At 67.8% G+C, this 20,560-nt stretch carries 18 protein-coding genes; 12 read left to right on the top strand and 6 right to left on the bottom strand.

What is annotated here, in order from left to right:
- Positions 1-2: 2 nt before the first annotated feature.
- Positions 3-1,496 (top strand): Asp-tRNA(Asn)/Glu-tRNA(Gln) amidotransferase subunit GatB, encoded by a 1,494-nt coding sequence (gene gatB, locus AC1DVU_RS11615; RefSeq protein ID WP_476922923.1) that lies wholly within the window; start codon positions 3-5, stop codon positions 1,494-1,496.
- Positions 1,497-1,585: 89 nt separating this feature from the next.
- On the opposite strand, the gene AC1DVU_RS11610 is transcribed toward gatB, so the two are convergent.
- Genes AC1DVU_RS11610 through AC1DVU_RS11600 form a run of 3 tightly spaced genes read right to left on the bottom strand, consistent with a single transcriptional unit; the run spans position 1,586 to position 4,251 of the window.
- Positions 1,586-2,470 (bottom strand): alpha/beta fold hydrolase, encoded by an 885-nt coding sequence (locus AC1DVU_RS11610; protein ID WP_476922593.1) that lies wholly within the window; start codon positions 2,468-2,470, stop codon positions 1,586-1,588.
- Positions 2,471-2,507: 37 nt separating this feature from the next.
- A complete protein-coding gene (locus AC1DVU_RS11605) occupies positions 2,508-3,362 on the bottom strand; it encodes an alpha/beta fold hydrolase (RefSeq protein WP_476922592.1) in 855 nt (284 codons plus the stop codon).
- A 37-nt stretch (positions 3,363-3,399) separates the two neighbouring features.
- Complete coding sequence (locus AC1DVU_RS11600; RefSeq protein WP_476922591.1) at positions 3,400-4,251, bottom strand: ATP-grasp domain-containing protein; 852 nt, start codon at positions 4,249-4,251, stop codon at positions 3,400-3,402.
- Positions 4,252-4,347: 96 nt separating this feature from the next.
- On the opposite strand from AC1DVU_RS11600, the gene AC1DVU_RS11595 reads away from it, so the two are divergent.
- The 3 genes from AC1DVU_RS11595 (at position 4,348) to ilvD (ending at position 7,449) form a co-directional block, all read left to right on the top strand.
- Complete coding sequence (locus AC1DVU_RS11595; RefSeq protein WP_476922590.1) at positions 4,348-4,989, top strand: SatD family protein; 642 nt, start codon at positions 4,348-4,350, stop codon at positions 4,987-4,989.
- Positions 4,986-5,675 (top strand): hypothetical protein, encoded by a 690-nt coding sequence (locus AC1DVU_RS11590; protein WP_476922589.1) that lies wholly within the window; start codon positions 4,986-4,988, stop codon positions 5,673-5,675. Before AC1DVU_RS11595 ends, AC1DVU_RS11590 begins: the two co-directional genes overlap by 4 nt.
- An 88-nt stretch (positions 5,676-5,763) precedes the next feature.
- Complete coding sequence (gene ilvD / locus AC1DVU_RS11585; protein WP_476922588.1) at positions 5,764-7,449, top strand: dihydroxy-acid dehydratase; 1,686 nt, start codon at positions 5,764-5,766, stop codon at positions 7,447-7,449.
- A 3-nt stretch (positions 7,450-7,452) separates the two neighbouring features.
- Here ilvD and AC1DVU_RS11580 read toward each other — a convergent pair whose 3' ends face one another.
- Entirely contained in the window at positions 7,453-8,772 is a 1,320-nt protein-coding gene (locus tag AC1DVU_RS11580; protein ID WP_476922587.1) for an alpha/beta hydrolase, read from the bottom strand.
- A gap of 130 nt (positions 8,773-8,902) precedes the next feature.
- On the opposite strand from AC1DVU_RS11580, the gene AC1DVU_RS11575 reads away from it, so the two are divergent.
- The 6 genes from AC1DVU_RS11575 to AC1DVU_RS11550 all read left to right on the top strand — a co-directional run bounded on the left by AC1DVU_RS11575 (position 8,903) and on the right by AC1DVU_RS11550 (position 15,952).
- Positions 8,903-10,366 (top strand): SDR family NAD(P)-dependent oxidoreductase, encoded by a 1,464-nt coding sequence (locus tag AC1DVU_RS11575; protein WP_476922586.1) that lies wholly within the window; start codon positions 8,903-8,905, stop codon positions 10,364-10,366.
- The gene (locus AC1DVU_RS11570; protein ID WP_476922585.1) at positions 10,360-10,986 is read left to right on the top strand and encodes a maleylpyruvate isomerase N-terminal domain-containing protein; all 627 of its coding nucleotides are present in this window, start codon (positions 10,360-10,362) and stop codon (positions 10,984-10,986) included. The genes AC1DVU_RS11575 and AC1DVU_RS11570 overlap by 7 nt, the downstream gene beginning before the upstream one ends.
- Positions 10,987-11,211: 225 nt before the next feature.
- The gene (locus AC1DVU_RS11565) at positions 11,212-12,978 is read left to right on the top strand and encodes an acetolactate synthase large subunit (protein WP_476922584.1); all 1,767 of its coding nucleotides are present in this window, start codon (positions 11,212-11,214) and stop codon (positions 12,976-12,978) included.
- On the top strand, positions 12,975-13,505 hold the full coding sequence (gene ilvN / locus AC1DVU_RS11560; RefSeq protein WP_476922583.1) for an acetolactate synthase small subunit: 531 nt from the start codon (positions 12,975-12,977) through the stop codon (positions 13,503-13,505). The genes AC1DVU_RS11565 and ilvN overlap by 4 nt, the downstream gene beginning before the upstream one ends.
- A gap of 22 nt (positions 13,506-13,527) precedes the next feature.
- Positions 13,528-14,553: a ketol-acid reductoisomerase gene (gene ilvC / locus AC1DVU_RS11555; protein WP_476922582.1), complete on the top strand. Its 1,026-nt coding sequence runs from the start codon at positions 13,528-13,530 to the stop codon at positions 14,551-14,553.
- 169 nt (positions 14,554-14,722) lie between these two features.
- On the top strand, positions 14,723-15,952 hold the full coding sequence (locus AC1DVU_RS11550) for an esterase-like activity of phytase family protein (protein WP_476922581.1): 1,230 nt from the start codon (positions 14,723-14,725) through the stop codon (positions 15,950-15,952).
- Positions 15,953-15,955: 3 nt separating this feature from the next.
- Here the strand turns inward: AC1DVU_RS11550 and yczR are convergent, their stop codons facing one another.
- Positions 15,956-17,404, bottom strand: a complete 1,449-nt coding sequence (gene yczR, locus AC1DVU_RS11545; protein ID WP_476922580.1) for a MocR-like transcription factor YczR — start codon at positions 17,402-17,404, stop codon at positions 15,956-15,958.
- 60 nt (positions 17,405-17,464) lie between these two features.
- Here yczR and AC1DVU_RS11540 point away from each other — a divergent pair, with 60 nt between their 5' ends.
- Together AC1DVU_RS11540 and yczE are read left to right on the top strand one after the other, a co-directional pair.
- Positions 17,465-17,629 (top strand): hypothetical protein, encoded by a 165-nt coding sequence (locus AC1DVU_RS11540; protein WP_476922579.1) that lies wholly within the window; start codon positions 17,465-17,467, stop codon positions 17,627-17,629.
- Positions 17,626-18,321 (top strand): membrane protein YczE, encoded by a 696-nt coding sequence (gene yczE, locus AC1DVU_RS11535; RefSeq protein WP_476922578.1) that lies wholly within the window; start codon positions 17,626-17,628, stop codon positions 18,319-18,321. Before AC1DVU_RS11540 ends, yczE begins: the two co-directional genes overlap by 4 nt.
- Here the strand turns inward: yczE and AC1DVU_RS11530 are convergent.
- Complete coding sequence (locus AC1DVU_RS11530) at positions 18,228-20,480, bottom strand: putative bifunctional diguanylate cyclase/phosphodiesterase (RefSeq protein ID WP_476922577.1); 2,253 nt, start codon at positions 20,478-20,480, stop codon at positions 18,228-18,230. The two genes, yczE and AC1DVU_RS11530, sit on opposite strands and share 94 nt — an antisense overlap.
- Positions 20,481-20,560 lie beyond the last annotated feature (80 nt).

The raw sequence follows: 20,560 nt of genomic DNA, 5'->3' as shown, positions 1-20,560 counted from the left end.
ACATGGCTGGGCTCCTTGTTCCGGTGGATGAGGCCCTTACGCGCTATGACCCAGTTCTCGGACTAGAGATCCACATCGAGCTCAACACCGCGACCAAGATGTTCTGCGGCTGCCCGACCGAGTTCGGCGCCGAGCCGAACACGCAGGTGTGCCCGGTGTGCCTCGCGCTGCCCGGCGCCCTTCCGGTCGTCAACGCCAAGGCGATCGAGTCGGCGATCCGGATCGGCCTCGCGCTCAACTGCGAGATCGCCGAGTGGTGCCGGTTCGCGCGCAAGAACTACTTCTACCCGGACATGCCCAAGAACTTCCAGACCTCCCAGTACGACGAGCCCATCGCGTTCGACGGACACGTCGACGTCGAGGTCGACGGCGAGACCTACCGGATCGAGATCGAGCGGGCACACATGGAGGAGGACACCGGCAAGTCGCTGCACGTGGGCGGCTCGACGGGTCGCATCCACGGCGCCGACTTCTCGCTGGTCGACTACAACCGCGCCGGCATCCCGTTGATCGAGATCGTGACCCGCACGATCGAGGTGCCCGGCGACAAGGCTCCGGCGGTCGCGCGTGCGTACGTGTCGTACGTCCGTGACCTGATCGGCGGCCTGGGGGTCTCCGACGTACGCATGGACCAGGGTTCGCTGCGCGCCGACGTCAACCTCTCGCTCAAGCCCAAGGGCTCGACGACGCTGGGCACGCGCTCGGAGACCAAGAACGTCAACTCGTTCCGCTCCGTCGAGCGCGCGGTCCGCTACGAGATCTCGCGCCACGCGGGCATCCTCGACGCGGGCGGCTCGGTGCTGCAGGAGACCCGTCACTTCCACGAGGACACCGGCACGACGTCCTCGGGTCGCGAGAAGTCGGACGCCGACGACTACCGCTACTTCCCCGAGCCCGACCTCGCGCCGGTCTCGCCGTCACGCGAGTGGGTCGAGGAGCTGCGGGCCACCTTGCCGGAACCCCCGGCCGTACGCCGCGCGCGCCTGCAGGCCGACTGGGGGTTCACAGACCTCGAGATGCGCGACACGATCGGCGCCGGCGCGCTCCAGCTCGTCGCCGAGACGATCGAGGCAGGCGCCAGCCCCCAGGCCGCCCGCAAGTGGTGGCTCGGCGAAATGGCTCGTCGTGCCAATGAGCAGGGCGCCGATCTCGACTCGCTCGGCATCACCCCGCTGCAGGTCGCCGAGATCCAGGCGCTGATCGACGCCGGCCGGATCAACGACAAGCTCGCGCGCTCGGTGTTCGACGGTGTCATCGCCGGCGAGGGCACGCCTGAAGAGGTCATCGTCGGACGCCAGCTCGAGGTCGTCTCTGACGACGGTGCGCTCGGCGAAGCGGTCGACCGGGCGATCGCGGGTGACCCTGATGCCGCGCAGAAGATCCGCGACGGCAAGCAGGCTGCTGCGGGCGCGCTGATCGGTGCCGTCATGAAGGAGATGCGCGGTCAGGCCGATGCCGGCCGGGTCCGCGAATTGATCCTCGAAAAGCTCACCTGATCCTCAGCCCCCGCGATTTGTGACGATCTGCACGCCTTGGGGACAGCGAACCCGTGCACTCCGTCACAAATCGCGGAGGTTGAGGCGAGTCAGGCGGTGCGGGCGATCAGGTGCTTGAGCTCGTCGAGGACGAGGTCGGGGAACTCGATCGGGATGAAGTGCGTCGCATCGAGCTCGAGATAGCGTGACCCCGCGAGCCGGTCGGACGCCGAGAGCATGTCGCGCGCGCCGGTGAGCATGTCCCACTTGCCGGCGATGAATGTCACCGGCACCGTGATGTTCGACAGTGACACCCGCCGGTGTTCCGACACCCCGAGGGCGAGCTTGGCGTACCACGAGGGATGCGTCGTGCAGAACTCCTGCATCAGCGTCCGCAGCTCGGCGGTGTCCGCCGACGGGTTGATCAGCCGGGTCATGCGGAGCATGTTGGCCGTCGCATTGGTCCACGGGATCCGCCGGGTCAGTGGTGCCAGCGCACGGCCAGAAGCCCCTGCCGTACGCGCGAGGCCGACCATGAGCTGCTTCGAGACGACCGGTGGCAGGCGCAGGGGAGCCAGCATCGTGGCGAACGTGTTGCCCGGCACTCCTGCCACGGCGAGGATCCCCTTGACCCGTTCGGGGTGACGACCGGCCAGCTCGAACGCGATCGTGACACCGGCCGACCAGGAAGCGACGACCGCTGAGTCGATGCCCGCGTCGTTCATGACCGCCAGCGCGTCCTCGACGAACGCATCGAGGTCGACCCGGCCGTTCGGCGGTCGCTCCGATCCGCCGACGCCGCGGTGGTTCCACGAGACGACGTGCACGCCGCAGTCGGGCCGCAGGAGCGAGGGCCACGCGTGGGGATTGGTGCCGAGGCCGTTCGACAGGAAGACCGTCGGCCCTTCGGCATCGTTGGTCCAGGCCCGGAGGCGGGTGCCGTCGGCGCTCTCGACGTCGTAGTAGCGGACGAAGGCGGCCGCGGGTGACTTCACAAGCGCTGATTGTCCACGGCGGGTCGACCCGCCGCAATCAATTCCCCAGATCCTTGTCTTGCACAGCTCCGAGCACCGTTGAGATCGCCGAGACCACGATCTCGGGTTGGTCGTGCGGGACGTCGTGCCCGCTCTCTTTGGCGATGACCTGCGTCCCACCTGGCACTGATGCCGCGAGTTCCTTCTGCTGCGCGGCGCGGAGGCGATCGAAGACCTGGTCATCCCAACCTGGGGGCCAGGGCTCCGACTTCCCGGCGGTCACGACGACCAGTGGGACCTCCGGGAGCGCAACGGGATGCGCCGGCGTGAAGCTGGCGACCAGATCGAGGCGCTCGGTGTTGGTATTGGCTTGGGCGCGGTCCTCCTCGATCTGTTCAGGCGTGAGGTGTTGTTCGAACTGCTCGGACTCCTCGGGATGGTTGGCCTCCACCAGCACGAGCCCTGCGACGTTCTGGGGGTGTTCTGCGGCGTAGAGCTGGGTGATCAGGCCGCCGATCGAGAATCCCACGACTACGTACGGCCCTTTCTCCTTGGAAGCCTCCAGCATCGCGTCGAGGTCGGCGGCGCTGTCCGCCGCGGTGTGCATTCCAGGCCGCTCGTCGCTCGGTGGGATGTTGGCCCGGCTGTAGGTGCATACGCGCGAATCGGCCTTGAACTCGGCCGCGATGTCGTTCCAGGCCGACTCCTCCCCGTCGAGTCCGGATTCGAAGACGATGGTGGGCGTGCCTGAACCCTCGCAGTGCAGGTGCAGCGAGCGACCGCCGACGTCCACCATGCGATCGGCTGGCACGCTCGACTTGGATTTTGCCGGGTCCTGTTCATCACTCCCGGAGCAGCCGGCGAGGAACGTGGCGCAGACCAGTGCGACAGCGGCGTACGTCCGACGAGTCATGGGAGCCTCCTAGTGCCCCCAGTCCCTGACCAGCAGTCTAGATCCGTGCTGCGATGGCGTCCACGAGTCGGCCTGCGCCACCCTCGGCCAGCGTCAGGAACAGGTAGGGCTCGGCGAGCTCGAGCTCGATGACCAGCGGAGATCCGTCGGCGCCGGTGACCAGGTCGACCCGGGCATAGAGCGGGTCGGCCGCGTGTCCGAGGACCTCATCGACCGCGGCAAGGGCGGCTGCCGCGACCTCGTGCTGCGCTGGGGTTGGCGTCCGTACGTCGTTGTCGCCGCGCCCGTCGCGGTCCTGGCGAATGCCCTCACCCCGCACCAGGATCGGGCCCTTGCGGATCGCATGGGAGAACTCGCCTCCGAAGAACAGCATCGCGGTCTCGCCCTCATCGTCGACCGAGGCGATGTAGGGCTGCGTCATGGACGTACGCCCGGCGCCGACCAGAGTCGCGCTGTGGGCATAGACGTCGGCGGGGGACTCCCAGCGTGCAGTGTCCAACGAGCCGGCCGAGACCGTGGGCTTGACGACCCATTCGGCGTGGTCGCCGAGGTCGCCGCCATCAGCGACGTTCCAGCGGGTCTCGATGATCGGCACGCCGGCTGCCTCGATCTGCTGGAGATAGATCTTGTCGGTGTTCCACGCCAGCACCTCGTGAGTGTTGTGCAGGCGGGGGACCGACGCCGCCCAGGCCAGGAACTCATCGCGTCGGGTGGTGTAGTCCCAGCACGAGCGGACGACCACGGCGTCGTACGCGTTCCAGTCGACCGTGGTGTCGTCCCAGAGCGTGATCTCGGCGTCGATCCCGCGGTGGGCGGCTGCCTCGAGGAGGAGCGGGAGATCGGCGTCGAGCTCGAGGGCCCATGAGGTGCTGACGAACGTGATGGTCACAGGCTCACACTAATGAGCCGTCGCCTCGTCCTGATCACGGGCGGTGAGGTAGCCAATGGCTTATATCTTGGCAAGTTCAGTGATAGCCTTATATTCATGACCGAACACGTCGGCATAGCCGTCATCGTGGACCTGGTCGGCTCCCGCAAGCAACCCGATCGGGCCGCCGCCCAGCAGGACTTCGTGGCCGCCCTCGCCGAGGTCAACGAGATCGTCCCCGCGTTGCAGCCCCTCGCGGCCACGATCGGCGACGAGAGCCAGGCTGCGTACGTCGACCTGTCCGCGGCCCTGCAGGCGACGCTGCTGTTGAGGCTGGCATTGCCGCATCCGCTCGACTGCCGCTTCGGGCTGGGCGCGGGCACCTGGCAAAGCGTCGGCAGGAGCGACTACGGTCCGATGCAGGACGGTCCCGCGTGGTGGGCCGCCCGTGACGCGATCGTCGAGGCCAAGGCGCGCGAGGTGCGGCGACACCGGTCGCTACGCAGCTGGTACGGCGTGGCCGAGGGGAGGGCGGGGGACTTTCCTCCGGTGGGCCTGACCAACGCACTGCTGATGTGCCGCGACGAGATCGTCAGCGGCATGAACGACCGCAGCCGGCGACTCGCGCTGGGACTGCTGAAAGGACGGACACAGGTGGAGCTGGCCAACGCGGAGGGCATCTCGCAGTCTGCGGTGTCCCAGAACCTGCAACGCAATGGCGCGCTCGCGCTGCTCGGCAGCGCCGAGGTTCTGCGTTGATCCTCCTCGCTGCCCTGCTCCTCGCGATCGGCCTCGCCGACTTCGCGCGCCCCCAGGACCGTCCCGCCGATCGACCTGCACTCGTTCGGGCGTCGGTCGTCGGCGCTGTGGTCACAGTGCTCGCGGTCTGGGGCACCGGCGTCGACTGGTGGTGGGCGCCGATCGGCATCGTCGCGATCATCGCGTGGGTTGCGTCGACCCCGGTCGACCGGGCATACCCGTGGCCGATCGTCGGGCTTGGGCTTGCCGTGACCTCGATCCTGGCCGGCAGCGCCAGGCTTCACGTGGACGGCGGCTGGCTCACGGACTGGTACGACTCCCTCGAGCTCCAGTCGCTGCATGGCATCTCGTTCGAACGATTCGCACTGACAGTCGGCTGCCTGGTGTTCCTGGTCGAGTCGGCCAACATCATCGTGCGTATGGTGCTGGCCGGCACCGACGCCGGGGTCATGGCGAGCGAGCAGACGCTCAAGGGCGGCCGGGTGCTCGGGCCGATCGAGCGGATCTTCATCTTCGCGATGGCACTGTCAGGGCAGTACGCCGCGTTGACCGCCGTCGTCGCGGCCAAGGGCATCCTCCGATTCCCCGAGATCTCGCGCGACGTCGCCGGTCGCAAGGCCGAGTACGTCCTGGTGGGCAGCTTCGTCAGCTGGGCAGTCGCGCTGATCTTCGTGCCGCTGCTGTAGCGCAGGGCTGATATCGGCCGCAATCAAGCCAGTGGCTGATACCGATCCTGCTCGACGGGCGCCACGGACTGAGCCGTAATCTTGGGGCATGGCCTCCGAGAACCCGATCGACATCAAGCCCCGCAGCCGCACCGTCACCGATGGCCTCGAGGCCACCGCGTCGCGAGGCATGCTCCGCGCGGTCGGCATGGGCGACGACGACTGGGAGAAGCCCCAGATCGGCGTCGCGTCCAGCTGGAACGAGATCACCCCGTGCAACCTGTCCCTCGACCGCCTCGCCAAGGCCGTCAAGACCGGTGTGCACAGCGGCGGAGGCTACCCGCTGGAGTTCGGCACGATCTCGGTCTCTGACGGCATCTCGATGGGCCATGAGGGCATGCACTTCTCCTTGGTGAGCCGCGAGATCATAGCCGACTCGGTCGAGACCGTCATGATGGCCGAACGCCTCGACGGATCAGTCCTCCTCGCCGGTTGTGACAAGAGCCTGCCCGGCATGCTGATGGCCGCGGCACGCCTCGACCTGGCGAGCGTGTTCCTCTACGCCGGCTCGATCATGCCGGGCAACGTCGATGGCAAGGACGTCACGATCATCGACGCCTTCGAGGCCGTCGGCGCGTGCATCAAGGGGCTCATCACTCGCGAAGAGGTCGACAAGATCGAGCGCGCCATCTGTCCCGGCGAGGGTGCGTGCGGCGGCATGTTCACCGCCAACACGATGGCGACAGCCGCTGAGGCCCTCGGCATGAGCCTGCCCGGATCGGCCGCCCCGCCGGCGATCGACAGCCGACGTGACGACTTCGCGATCGCCTCCGGCGAAGCTGTCGTCGAGCTCCTCCGCAAGGGGATCACGGCGCGACAGATCATGACCAAGGAAGCCTTCGAGAACGCGATCACCGTGACGATGGCGCTCGGCGGGTCGACCAACGCCGTGCTCCACCTGCTCGCAATCGCCCGCGAGGCCGAGGTCGACCTCACGCTCGAGGACTTCAACCGCATCGGCGACAAGGTCCCGCACCTGGGCGACCTCAAGCCGTTCGGCCGCTACGTCATGAACGACGTCGACAAGGCCGGCGGCACCGCCGTCATCATGAAGGCGCTCCTGGATGCCGGCCTGATGCACGGCGACGTCATGACGGTGACCGGCAGGACCATGGCCGAGAACCTTGCCGGCATCACCGAGAAGCTCGACGGTGACGTCATCCGAACGATGGACCGCCCGATCCACAAGACCGGTGGCCTGACGATCCTCAAGGGCTCGCTCGCTCCCGACGGCGCCGTGGTCAAGAGCGCCGGATTCGACTCCGACGTGTTCCGCGGAACGGCTCGGGTGTTCGACGGCGAGCGCGCCGCGATGGATGCGCTCGAGGATGGCACGATCGTCGCCAACGATGTCGTGGTGATCCGCAACGAAGGTCCCAAGGGCGGACCCGGCATGCGTGAGATGTTGGCGATCACCGGTGCCATCAAGGGCGCCGGTCTCGGCAAGGATGTCCTGCTGCTGACCGACGGGCGCTTCTCCGGCGGCACGACCGGACTCTGCGTCGGCCACGTCGCTCCCGAGGCGGTCGACGGCGGCCCCATCGCGTTCGTCAAGGATGGCGACCCGATCGTCCTCGACATGGCCAACCGGACCCTCGAGGTCGAGGTCGACGCCGAGGAGCTCGAGGCTCGCAAGGTCGGGTGGGAGCCCATGCCGCCCAAGTACACGACGGGTGTCCTCGCGAAGTACCGCAAGCTCGTCAGCTCAGCCGCAGACGGCGCCGTCTGCGGCTGACCGTCACGGCTGGGCCGGCAGAGCCTGGTCGAAGAAGCCCACGACGCGGCGTTCGTACTCCTCCGGGTGGGTCTGCAGCCCACGGATGTGCTTGACGTCGTCCATCTCCCAGACGCTGGCGGACGGGCCGATGAGTCGGGCGTACTCCGGCGACATGGTCTCCTTGTTGCCGCCGTTGGGCGCCCAGATCATGAGGGTCGGTCGCGGTGCGATGCGCGGGGCCAGGTCCGTCAGGCTCTCGGGCGGCAGGTCACCCGAGAACAGGGCGGTCCCGGCGTTCAGGGTCACCATCTGGTGAAATCCGCGGACCAGGTCGAACCCGTCGTACTCCTGAATCTGCTCGCTCAGCGTCCGAGTCCCAGCGCCTTCCGACACGACAGCAGCGATGTCCTTGTTCTTGGCCGCCGCCTCGAGCATGAGCTCTCCGCCGACGGAGAACCCGATGCCCCCGATGCGGCCCTGATCGACGTCGGCGCGCTTCTTGAGGAAGTCGACGGCGGCATCGATGTCGCGCGCGCCACCCCAGCCCAAGAGGTTGCCGTCTCCGTCGCTGGCGCCTTCGCCCCGACGGTCGAACAGCAGCACGCCGTATCCGTGCTCCGCGAGCATCCGGGCATGAGCCTGCGGGCCCTTGCGCCCGGGGAAGGCGATGACCGCCGCGCCGTTGCGGGACGGGATGTACCAGCCCTCAAGATGCAGTCCGTCTGTCGTCGTGAGGGTGACGTTCTCATGGGCGGTCCCGAGGTGCGGGGTCTGGAGCTCGGCGCGCGAGACGTGGGTGATCGCGTAGCTGAAGCCGAGGATCATGACGACCTCCATCATGAGGGCCACCGTGACGGCGCCCTTGACCGTACGCCGGATGTACCGACGTGTCCTGCTGTCGTCGAGTCGGCGGGACCGCCACAACGTCACGGCTGACAGGCCGAGCAGCAGCAGCCCGGCAACGGCGGCAAGGACGCCGGAGTAGTCGTCGTTGCGGAGGCCGACATTGCCCCAGTGGCTGACCGGCTCGACGAGCCCGACGACGAGGCCGGTGATGGCGGTGCCGAAGGCGATGAGCGCCCGGTTGCCGGCGCGGACGCGGTCGTACGCCCACGCTCCGAGTCCGAGCAGACCCAGTGGCACGAGGCCGCTGACAAGGTGATCGGCCGGCGAGACCCCGGGGTTGGGCTGGAAGAAGTTGTCGTCAGCGATGTGCAGCATGACGGCCGCGATGGCGGCGAAGAACAGCCAGTGCTGACGGAGGACGGATTCCGGGCGAGCGTGGGTCGCCGGGATCAGGTCGTCGGTCTCGGCTGGCAGGGTGGTCGTAGTCGTGGTCATGACGTCGACGCTAGAAGCGCGCGAGCTCGCAGGACATCGCGTTTCCCGCACACCGGGTGGGGATGTCCGCACGGCTCGGGAGGCCAGCACGTCCGAGCCGTCGGGCCACGCCGACTACGATGGGTGGGTCATGAGCGCTGATCCGTCCCTCCCCGTCGAGGCCCAGGACGACTCCATCGATCCTGAGGAGCTCGAGGTCGCGCTGAAGGTCCTGGCCGCCGCCGAACGGCTCGCGGAGGACGATCCGGACTACGTCGCACTGCGCCGCGCCTGCGGCAAGTTCTACAAGAACGTCAAGAAGCACCGCCGGCTCGACAAGCGCGCCCAGGTCGCCGCCGCCGACCGCGCCGTCGTCGCCGCAACGGCGACCGGCTCGCCGCGACGCATCGACGACGAGACCGAGGGCCTGCCGCTCGTGTCGAACGCCGCCGGCGCGACCGCTGGCACTCTGCTCGTGGCTCGTCCGTGCTACATCTGCAAGCAGAAGTACACCGTCGTCGACGCGTTCTACCACCAGCTGTGCCCGGACTGCGCTGCGCTCAACCGGTCCAAGCGCGACGCGCGCACGGACCTCACGGGCAAGCGCGCGTTGCTGACCGGTGGCCGCGCCAAGATCGGGATGTACATCGCGCTGCGGCTGCTGCGCGACGGTGCGCACACCACGATCACGACCCGTTTCCCGCACGACGCCGTGCGGCGCTTCACCGCGATGCCCGACAGCGCCGAGTGGATCGATCGGCTCCGCATCGTCGGCATCGACCTGCGTGATCCGGCTCAGGTCGTGGGGCTCGCCGACTCGGTTGCCGCGCAGGGGCCGCTGGACATCCTCATCAACAACGCCGCGCAGACCGTGCGACGTACGCCCGGGGCGTATGCACCGCTGGCAGAGGCCGAGTCCGCGCCACTGCCGGAGGGACCCCTGCCGGAGCTCCTGACCTTCGGTCATACGAGCGACGCACACCCTGCGGCGCTCGTCGGGTCGGTGTCGTCGCATCCCGTCCTGGCCGGCGACGCGCACACCGCCGAGGAGCTGACGTCGATGGCGCTGAGTGCCGGGTCGGCGGACCTGGCGCGGATCGATGCCGGGGGCCTGGTCCCCGACACGGTCGACGTCAACAGCTGGACCCAGCGCGTGCACGAGGTCGACGCGCTCGAGCTGCTGGAGGTCCAGCTCTGCAACACGACGGCGCCCTTCATCCTGGTGAGCCGGCTGCGGCCCTCGATGGCCGCTGCCGAGGCGCGGCGCACGTACGTCGTCAACGTCTCGGCGATGGAGGGACAGTTCAGCCGCCGCTACAAGGGGCCCGGCCACCCGCACACCAACATGGCCAAGGCCGCGCTCAACATGCTGACTCGCACCAGCGCGGGGGAGATGCTCGAGCAGGACGGCATCCTGATGACCGCCGTCGACACGGGCTGGATCACCGATGAGCGGCCGCACCCCACCAAGGTGCGGCTCGCCGAGGAGGGGTTCAAGGCACCGCTCGACCTGGTCGACGGCGCTGCCCGGGTCTACGATCCGATCATCCGCGGCGAGGCAGGAGAAGACATCCACGGGGTGTTCCTGAAGGACTACGAGTCCTCTCCGTGGTGACCAACGAGGAGCTGCTGCGGTCCCAGTGGACGGCGCTCCGGAGGTGGATCGAGTCCTCGGGCCTGCTGGCGCATGCCCAGGAACAGAGCGTGCTCGAGGCGTGGAACGTCCACGAGCTCGTCACGCACGTCGGCCGCTCGTTCCTCGACATCCCGTTGCTGGGTCCCGCGGCAGGCGCCGACCCGCTCACGCTTCGACAATGGATTGCGGACTACGGCGCGGCGGCGCGCGAGATCGCCGACGGCACCAAACAGCTGGCGCGCTCGTTCTCCGGCGACGTCCTCGCCGGCATCGACAACTGCGCAAGGTTGGGCTTCCGGGCCCTCGACGCGCTGCGCACCGATGTCGTACGAGGTCCACGCGGGGCGATCACCCGCGATGACTTCATCCTCACTCGGCTGATCGAGCTCGTGGTGCACGGCGACGACCTCGCCCGGTCGGCTCCCGACGTGGCCGCGCCGCCGTTGCTCGAGGAGGCGGTCGCGGCGGTCTCGGGCACCCTTGCGGAGGCGTACGCCGAGGTCACTGAGCGCGAGCCAAAGATCGGCGACCACCTCGACTGGATCAGGCTGGCAACGGGTCGCGTCGCGTCCGAGGACGAGTCACTCCCGCTGCTCTGACAAGTCGGTCCACATGCTGGTACTTCTTGTCTCACCACTTGACCACTGGAGCCTCGGGGACGAGACTGAACGCGTGCATGCAGAGATTCTCGTAGTACACCGCTGACGCGATGGCCTGATCCGGCCCCGCGTCTCCCTCGAATGCCTCACGGCCGAGGGATTTTTTTATGCGAACAGCCGGGTCACTCAACGACATACGATGGACCGAAACAGAAGGACAACATCATGACCGAGCAGCTCACGGGGGCTCAGAGCCTCGTGCGGGCGCTGGAGTACGCCGAGGTGGACACCATCTTCGGCATCCCGGGTGGCGCGATCCTGCCCGCGTACGACCCTCTCTTCGACTCCGAGAAGATCCGCCACATCCTCGTCCGGCACGAGCAGGGCGCGGGGCACGCCGCGCAGGGCTACGCGATGGTGACCGGCAAGGTCGGCGTCTGCATGGCGACCTCCGGCCCCGGGGCGACCAACCTCGTCACGGCGATCGCCGACGCCCACATGGACTCGGTCCCGATCGTCGCGATCACGGGCCAGGTGCCCAGCGGAGCGATCGGTTCCGATGCGTTCCAGGAGGCCGACATCCGCGGCATCACGATGCCGATCACCAAGCACAGCTTCCTGGTGACAGATCCCGACGAGATCCCTCTGGTCATCGCCGAGGCGTTCCACATCGCCGGCACGGGCCGACCCGGCCCGGTCCTGGTCGACATCGCCAAGGACGCGCTGCAGGCCAAGACCACCTTCACGTGGCCCACCGAGCTCGCGCTCCCCGGTTACCGTCCGACGACCCGCCCCCACGGCAAGCAGGTCCGCGAGGCCGCTCGGCTCATCGCCGCGGCCGAGCGCCCCGTGCTGTATGTCGGTGGTGGCGTGATCAAGGCCGAGGCGTCCGCTGAGCTCAAGGTGCTCGCCGAGATGACGCAGATCCCGGTTGTCACGACGCTGATGGCCCGCGGAGCGTTCCCCGACTCCCACGAGCTGCACCTGGGCATGCCGGGCATGCACGGCACCGTGGCAGCCGTCGCGGCGCTGCAGAAGAGCGACCTGCTGATCTCGCTGGGCGCCCGATTCGATGACCGCGTCACCGGTCACCTGCCCTCGTTCGCGCCGCTCGCCAAGATCATCCACGCCGACATCGATCCGGCGGAGATCTCCAAGAACCGCGCGGCCGACGTCCCGATCGTCGGCGACTGCCGCGAGGTGATTGCCGACCTCATCTCGACGCTGCAGAAGCAGGCGTCCGAGGACGGCGTCGAGGGTGACTTCGCCGCGTGGAAGGCCCAGATGCTCGGCATCAAGGCGAAGTACCCGGTCGGCTACGACAAGCCCGAGAAGGGGCTCGCGCCGCAGACTGTTATCGAGCGCATCAGCGCGATCGCCGGCCCTGAGGCGACCTACACCGCAGGGGTCGGGCAGCACCAGATGTGGGCGGCGCACTACATCGACTTCGAGCGTCCGCGTCAGTGGCTCAACTCCGGTGGCGCCGGCACGATGGGCTATGCCCTCCCGGCCGCGATGGGCGCCCAGGTCGGGCTCCCCGGCACGGTCGTCTGGGCGATTGACGGCGACGGCTGCTTCCAGATGACCAACCAGGAGCTCGCGACGTGCGCGATCGAGGGCATCCCGATCAAGGTCGCGGTCATCAACAACTCATCGCTCGGCATGGTGCGCCAGTGGCAGACCCTGCTCTACGAAGGCCGTTACTCCAACACCGACCTCAACACCGGGCCGGAGTCGATCGGTGCCCGTCGCATCCCTGACTTCCTCAAGCTCGCCGAGGCGTACGGCTGTGTCGGCCTGCGCTGCGAGACCGAGGAGGACCTCGACGCGACGATCGAGAAGGCCATGGCGATCACCGACCGCCCGGTCGTGATCGACTTCGTGGTCGAGCGCGACGCCATGGTGTGGCCGATGGTCCACGCCGGCACCAGCAACGACGCCATCCAGATCGCCCGCGACCTGGCGCCCGAATGGGATGAGGAAGACCTGTGACCAGTCATACGTTGAGCGTTCTCGTGGAAAACACCCCCGGTGTTCTCGCGCGAGTCTCGAGCCTGTTCATGCGCCGCGGCTTCAACATCGACTCGCTCGCGGTCGGTCCGACCGAGATCCCCGAGATCTCGCGGATGACGATCGTGGTCAACGTCGACGAGCTGCCGCTGGAGCAGGTCACCAAGCAGCTCAACAAGCTCGTCAACGTCCTCAAGATCGTCGAGCTCGACTCGCACAGCGCTGTCGAGCGCGAGCTCATGCTGATCAAGGTCAAGACCGACCCCCAGACCAGGGGGCAGGTGCTGGAGACCGTCCAGCTCTTCAGGGCTAAGGTGGTCGACGTTGCCACCGATGCCGTGACGATCGAGGCGACCGGAGACGCGGGCAAGCTCACCGCGATGCTGAACGTTCTCGAACCGTTCGGCATCCGCGAGATCGCCCAGTCGGGACGCGTGGCCATCGGCCGCGGATCCCGTTCCATCACCGACCGCACACTTCGTGCCGTTCCCGGCACGCAAGCAGGCTGAACACTTCAAGGAGAAGTACCCCGTGGCTGAACTGTTTTACGACGACGACGCAGATCTGAGCATCATCCAGGGCCGCCATGTGGCGGTCATCGGCTATGGAAGCCAGGGCCATGCGCATGCGCTGAACCTGCGTGACTCCGGCGTCGACGTACGAGTGGGCCTCCTCGAGGGCTCCAAGAGCCGGGCCAAGGCCGAGGAGCAGGGTCTCCGCGTCCTCGGTGTCGCCGAGGCGGTCGAGGAGGCTGACGTCATCGTCATCCTCACGCCCGACCAGGTCCAGCGGCACGTCTACGCCGAGTCGATCGAGCCCAACCTGGTCGACGGCGACGCCCTTGTCTTCGGTCACGGCTTCAACATCCGCTACGGCTACATCAAGCCGCCGGCCGGTGTCGACGTCACGCTGGTCGCCCCCAAGGCACCCGGTCACACGGTGCGCCGTGAGTTCGTCGCCGGCCGTGGCATCCCGGACATCATCGGTGTCGAGCAGGACGCCACGGGCAAGGCGTGGGAGCTCGCGCTGTCGTACGCCAAGGCGATCGGTGGCACGCGGGCCGGCGTCATCAAGACGACGTTCACCGAGGAGACCGAGACCGACCTGTTCGGTGAGCAGGCCGTGCTGTGCGGCGGCGTCTCGCACCTCGTCCAGGCCGGTTTCGAGACGCTGACCGAGGCGGGCTACCAGCCCGAGATCGCCTACTTCGAGGTGCTGCACGAGCTCAAGCTCATCGTCGACCTCATGTGGGAGGGCGGCATCGCCAAGCAGCGTTGGTCGGTCTCCGACACCGCTGAGTACGGCGACTACGTCTCCGGTCCGCGCATCATCGATGCCTCGGTCAAGGAGCGCATGCAGGACGTGCTCAAGGAGATCCAGGACGGCACGTTCGCCACGCGCTTCATCGCCGACCAGGACAACGGCGGCAAGGAGTTCCTCGAGCTGCGTGACAAGGAGGCCGGACACTCGATCGAGGCCACCGGCAAGGTCCTGCGCTCGCACTTCTCGTGGAAGCAGCAGGACGCCGACTACGTCGACGGTCAGGCCGCGCGCTAGCCAACCAGCTCGAGAGGGGCGTCACCGCATCAGCGGTGGCGCCCCTTCGTCGTTCCTGTGTGGGGAGTTCAACGGGTACTTGCCCGGCGTTGGTCTGGCCGTTGCCATGGCCGTGTTGCCTCGGTGTGGGCGGGGGAACCGCTCGACTCGGAAATCAGAGGAGTCGTTCATGGTCACATTCGTCCCATCCCGCCGCCGCGTCGCCTGGAGCGTCGCCATCACCCTCGCGTGCGCGGTGTTGGTCCCGGTCGCGGCATTTGGACAGGCGACCCGCCATCACGAGAGCGTCCACGAGCCGCGGCTGCTGGCCAGGGCTCTGCTCTCCGCTGACTACCAGGCACCCGGCCCGCCGTCCGGCGCCAAGGCGACGCCGGCCAATGGTCGTCAGGGACCGTTCCCCGGACAGGTGATTCCCGGGTTCTCTGCGGCGATCGACAACCGGGACGGGACGTTCTGGGCACAGCCAGACAACGGGTTCGGAGCCAAGGGCAACTCGGCTGACTTCCTGCTCCGGCTCTACCTGGTGAAGCCGCGCTGGAAGACCGCTGATGGTGGGGTGGGCGAGGTCGAGGTGTTGCGTCACATCACCTTGTCCGACCCGCGCCACAAGATCGAGTTTCCGCTCGTCAACGAAGCGACCAGCGACCGGCAGCTGACCGGTGACGACTTCGACATCGAGTCGGTCCAGCGCGGCCGGGACGGATCATTCTGGATCGGCGATGAGTTCGGTCCCTTCCTGCTGCACGTCGACTCCCGCGGCCGCATCCTCTCGGCGCCGGTGCCGTTCCCGCTCGGCAAGTCCCCGCAGAACCCGGACCTCGGGGACGACCAGGCCAACGTCCAGCGCAGCGGCGGATTCGAGGCCATGGCGCAGTCCCAGGATCGGCGCTACCTCTACCCGATCGTCGAGAACTCCCTCGTCAATGACGCAGACAAGCGCCGGCGGGTCATTTCGGAGTTCGACACCCGTACGAGCCGCTACACCGGGAAGACGTGGGCCTACCACGTCGATGCCGACGCCAACCTTGCCGCCGATGCCCAGATGATCAGGCCGGGAGTGCTCCTCGTCCTCGAACGGGACAACTTCGACGGCCCGAGTGCCGTGACCAAGCGGGTGTACGAAGTGCGGCTCGCAGAACCCTCCACGAAGACGCCGCTCGCCAAGTCACTTGTGGTTGACCTGTTGAAGATCGCTGATCCTCGGGGGATCAGCGAGGGTGGAGGCTGGGGCACCGGCGGTCAGTTCTCGTTCGGCTTCCAGTCGGTCGAGACCTTGGTGCCGCTGTCACGGGGCCGCCTGCTGATCGCCAACGACAACAACTACCCGGGCAACTCAGCGCGTCAGCCAGGCACGCCGGACGACACCGAGATGATCATCATCGACACCGGCCGCGATTGAGCGTCAGGCGATGAGCTCGAGGATGTCGGTGCGTTCGCGGCGCGAGTCACGTGTGGTGTCGGTGACCACGTCCTCGTACGCCAGACGCAGGCGCTGCACGGCTTCCGTCAATGTCTCGTGGGACTGCGTGTAGGGCAGACGGAGGTGCCGTTCGCCGACCGGCCCCGCGTGGGTGAAGAAGCGAGGACCCGGCGTGAGCAGCAGCCCGTGACGGCTCGCGGCTGTCGTGAGCCGGGACGACATCCGCCCTGGAAGGGTGACCCACAGGCTCAGGCCACCGGGTGGGCACGGCGCCTTGATGTCAGGGAGCTCCCGCGCGAGCTCGGCAAGCAGGTGGTCACGCGCCGCGCGCAGCCGCGCCCTTCCCGCCGCCGCAGTCTGGCCACCCTCGGCCAGGAGCTCGGCGAAGACGAGCTGGTCGAAAGCAGAGGAGCCCAGGTCGTCCATCATGCGGGCCTGGATGATCGGCATGACCGCAGCCTTCGGCGCGCGGATCCAGCCCACGCGAAGGCCGCCCCAGAAGGACTTCGAGGACGAACCGATCATCAACGCTCGTGGGTTGTAGGTGGCGAACACCGGCGGCAGCTCGATGCCATCGAGGTTCATCTCGCGCAGTGACTCGTCGACGACGGGGACGACATCGTGGCGGCGCATCTCGTATGCCCACGCACTTCGCTCGTCGTCAGTCATGACGGCTCCGGTTGGATTGTGGAAGTCCGGCACGATGTACGCCGCGCGGTGCGGAGATCCCTCGAGGGCGGCCCGAAGCGCCGTGGGGTTCCACGGCCTGTCGTCGATCGGCAGGGGAGTCAACCGACCGCCGGCCGCCGCGAACGACTCATGAGCGTGCGGATAGCTGAGGCCTTCGACCACCACCCGCTGTCCGGGGTCGAGGAGCGTACGGGCCAACAGCGAGACGGCGCCCATGGCCCCGGACGTCACGATGATCTGGTCGGGATCGGTCGGCAGTCCGCCTTCGGTGTAGCGCTGCGCGAGAGCCTCGCGCAGCGCAGGCAGACCGTCGGGCAGGTAGCCGGTCGTCGCCAGCAGGCCCGGAAGCTTCTCGGCAGCGGCCTCGAACGCACGGGCGAGCCCCGGCGGGCCGACTGGCGCCGAGTACGTCAGCGCGATCGTGTCGGCGTCGTCCGGCGTGATGATCAGGCTGCTGGTGCTGGAGGACGTCATCGGGAGATGGACGACGCTGCCTGAACCCTGCCGGGACAGCAGCAGACCTGAATCGCGCAGCTCTGCATAGGCCCGGCTCGTGGTCGTTCGGCTGACGTCCATGGCTGTGGCGAGCTCTCGCTCGGACGGCAGCCGGCTGCCATCGATGATCCGACCATCGACAGCGAGGAGGCGGATGCGGTCCGCGATTTCTCGGTATGCCGGACCGGCAAAGTCCTTCGGTCCGAGGAGGCGGGCCAGGGCAGCAGCGGAGATCGATGTCGTCACGATGCCACTGTTTCACAATTGGCTATGTAACTCCATGCCAATTTGGATCAATCTGGATACATGAACCACATCATTCTCCTCACCGTCCTGGCCGTCGCGTTCCTCGCGCTGGCCGTCCAGCTCGTCCGTACGCTTCGCGGCGACGGTTACGGGGTGCGGCCTCCGCCGCGCAGTCATTGGGAGGAGGTCGACCTCAAGAACCCCTACCGCAGCCTGATTGGATGACCAGCGTGGTCAACCGTCTTGCTCGTCTCCTCTTCGGCCTGAGCCTCTATGGGTTCACGATGGCGATGATGGTCGAGTCGACCCTGGGTCTGGACCCGTGGGACGTCTTCCACGAAGGGCTGGCGCAGCAGCTGCCACTGACCTTCGGGCAGGTCGTCATCCTCGTCGGGGCCGTCGTGCTCCTGCTGTGGATCCCACTGCGGCAGATGCCAGGTGTCGGCACGATTCTCAACGTCATCGTGATCGGGCTCGCGGCCGATGCAGGCATCGCGGTGATCAGCCAGCCCGACAACCTGTGGCTGCGTGGCTTGCTGCTCGTCGGCGGTGTCGTCGGCAACGGGCTTGCCGGCGCGATCTACATCGGCGCCCAGCTCGGCCCGGGACCGCGCGACGGTCTGTGGCTGGGCCTCGTTCGGCGCACGGGCCGCAGCGTACGGTTCTGGCGCACCGTCATCGAGGTCGGCGTCCTGGTAGTCGGCTTCGCCCTCGGCGGGACGGTCGGGGTGGGCACGGTCCTGTACGCCCTGACGATCGGACCCATCGTGCAGTTCTTCCTGCCGCATGCGCAGGCCCGTACGTCAGACGGCTCGCCGCAGCCTCATTGGTCGGGCACGATGCGCAGGCGCGGTGCTCCTCGCACCGACGGGTGCGTGATGACCGGCCCGGTCGTCGGATCGGGCGACGCCGAGTAGAAGCCCTGCGCCGAGTCGCACTCGAGCAACCTCAGGTCGGCGAGCTGTTCGACGTCCTCGACGCCTTCGGCCACCACCAGCAGGCCAGATCCATGTGCGGCGTTGACCAGGAGCGCCAGCAGGTCGCGCGCTCCCGGCTCCAGTGAGTTGACGAGGGTCGAGTGGATCTTGATGGCATCGGCCGGCAGGTGCTGGATCTGGCCGATCGGGGTCCGGCCCGTGCCGAAGTCATCGATGCTCACGAACACCCCGGCATGCCGGAGTGCGCTCAAGGGCAGCATCGCGTTGGGCACATCGACCAACGCCATCTCGGTCACGCCGATCGTGAGGCGGTGAGGCGCGAGGTCCGCACTCCTCAGGGCGGCCTCGACGTCCTCGACCAGCGTGGGGGAGGCCAGGGTCCGTGCCGAGATCGTCACCGTGACCGTGAGGTCACAGAACCGCGCCGGGTCGGCCGCGGTCAGCTCCGAGAGCTCCGTCGTTGCCTCGCGGAGCGTCCACAGGTCGATCTCGCAGATCAGGTCGGAGGTCGCGGCGATGGGCAGGAATGATTCCGGCCCCTGCAGCCCGCGATCCGGGTGGTCCCATTGGAGCTGCGCCTCGTAACCCTCGACGCTCCCCGTGTGAACCGCCACGACAGGCTGGTACTGGATCGCGATCTCACCGGCCGCGAGGCCGGCACGCAGCTCCGCCTCGATGGCCGTCCGCTCGCTCAGCTCCGATCGCAGCCGCTTGTCGAACACCTCGATCCGACCCCGGCCCGAGGCCTTGGCTCGTCGGATCGCGACGTTGGCCTCGTGCAACAGCTGATCGGGTTCGGTCCCGCCGTCCATGCTGGTCGTTGCCCCGATGCTGGCACTGATCGGCACGGTGTGGCCCGACACCTCGACCGGCTGGTTGATCGACGGCAACAGGTGCGCAGCCATGATCATGGCGTCGTGGTCCGATGCCACCGAGTCGATCAGGACGACGAACTGGTCGCCGCCCAGCCGACCCACGACGTCCACATCGCGTACGAGGCTTCGCAGCCGGTGGGCGACGCTTCGCAGGACCAGGTCGCCGGTCCCGTGACCGAAGCGGTCGTTGATCTCGTCGAAGTCGTCCAGATCGACGACCAGAAGGCCGACGGAGCTGCCCTCTCGCCGGCCGCGGCGAAGCGCGGCCCCGATCTGCTGACGCATGGAGGGGCTGTTGGCCATACCAGTCAGGGCGTCGTGTGATGCCTCGTGGAACAGGTCGGAGCGGAGCTGGTCCCGCTGTCTGGCGGTCGAGCGGATCTCCTCGATGTTGTAGGCCATGCGCGCCACGACGAGCAGGGACAGCATGCTGGCACCCAGCACGAGGGTCCAGGTGTCGACCTCCAGGCCGTGCGTCAGGCTGACGACCAGCAGCACGGGGGCGATCAGCACCGCCGTGGCCAGCGCCGCAAGGCGTCGCGCCGTGAACGGAGCCGTGCGCACCCCGGCCGGCGTGGACAGCTGAGCCATCGTCGGATGCAGTGCCGCAGCGCCCCACAGGACGTACGAGATGAGCCAGAGCCCGTCGAGAATCGACGCGTACGCGGTGCTGGTCTGCATGGCGAACACCGTGTCGGCGGCGATCAGGGCGGCCGTCGCGGCGACCAACAGCCGGAAGGCTGCCGATCGCGCACCCGGTGCGGCCACGAGGCGTACGACCAGAGCCAGCAGCACGATGTCGCCGGCGGGATAGGCCGCGGCGATGGCGCGCTCGACCCACGGTGTGCTGGTGTCGTCGATGATCGGGTCCGCGACGAGCACCCATGACAGGAGCCCGATGCCGAGCGTCACGATCGCGCTGTCGATGACGCCGGCGGTGTCGCGCCCCGGACGCCGGCGATGGACGAGCACGGCCAGTCCGGCGATGAGCAACGGATAGGCCGACAGGTAGGCCAGGTCGGAGGCGGGCGGATTCGTGTGGATCAGGTCTGGCTGGTCGTAGAAGACGTCACCGGCGACCCATGCTGCCTGACCGGCCGCCATGAGAAGCCACGGCAACGGCGTGGCGGGTTTGTTGACGCGGAGGCCGACGAGGATCGCCGCCACGCACGACACGCCGATGAGGAAGTAGAGCAGGGTCGACGGCACGAGGAGATAGATCGTGGTCGCGATCGCGCCGACGACGAGGTAGCCCCTGGTCATCGCTCTCCTTTCCGTCGCCTGGACAGCAATTGAGACGCTGGTGTCCAAGGCCCCATCTTGTCCCACATCCGGACTGTCGG

This window comes from Aeromicrobium sp. P2_G6 (assembly GCF_056403535.1).
The sequence above is the reverse complement of the archived record's forward strand: the minus strand, read 5'-3'. Positions and strand labels throughout refer to the sequence as shown.

Bases quoted from the DNA above. Each gene is read 5' to 3' on its own strand.
- gatB (WP_476922923.1), top strand. From the start codon at position 3: ATGGCTGGGCTCCTTGTTCCGGTGGATGAGGCCCTTACGCGCTATGAC.
- AC1DVU_RS11605 (WP_476922592.1), bottom strand. From the start codon at position 3,362: ATGACTCGTCGGACGTACGCCGCTGTCGCACTGGTCTGCGCCACGTTC.
- AC1DVU_RS11595 (WP_476922590.1), top strand. From the start codon at position 4,348: ATGACCGAACACGTCGGCATAGCCGTCATCGTGGACCTGGTCGGCTCC.
- ilvD (WP_476922588.1), top strand. From the start codon at position 5,764: ATGGCCTCCGAGAACCCGATCGACATCAAGCCCCGCAGCCGCACCGTC.
- AC1DVU_RS11580 (WP_476922587.1), bottom strand. From the start codon at position 8,772: ATGACCACGACTACGACCACCCTGCCAGCCGAGACCGACGACCTGATC.
- AC1DVU_RS11575 (WP_476922586.1), top strand. From the start codon at position 8,903: ATGAGCGCTGATCCGTCCCTCCCCGTCGAGGCCCAGGACGACTCCATC.
- AC1DVU_RS11565 (WP_476922584.1), top strand. From the start codon at position 11,212: ATGACCGAGCAGCTCACGGGGGCTCAGAGCCTCGTGCGGGCGCTGGAG.
- AC1DVU_RS11550 (WP_476922581.1), top strand. From the start codon at position 14,723: ATGGTCACATTCGTCCCATCCCGCCGCCGCGTCGCCTGGAGCGTCGCC.
- AC1DVU_RS11540 (WP_476922579.1), top strand. From the start codon at position 17,465: ATGAACCACATCATTCTCCTCACCGTCCTGGCCGTCGCGTTCCTCGCG.
- yczE (WP_476922578.1), top strand. From the start codon at position 17,626: ATGACCAGCGTGGTCAACCGTCTTGCTCGTCTCCTCTTCGGCCTGAGC.
- AC1DVU_RS11530 (WP_476922577.1), bottom strand. From the start codon at position 20,480: ATGACCAGGGGCTACCTCGTCGTCGGCGCGATCGCGACCACGATCTAT.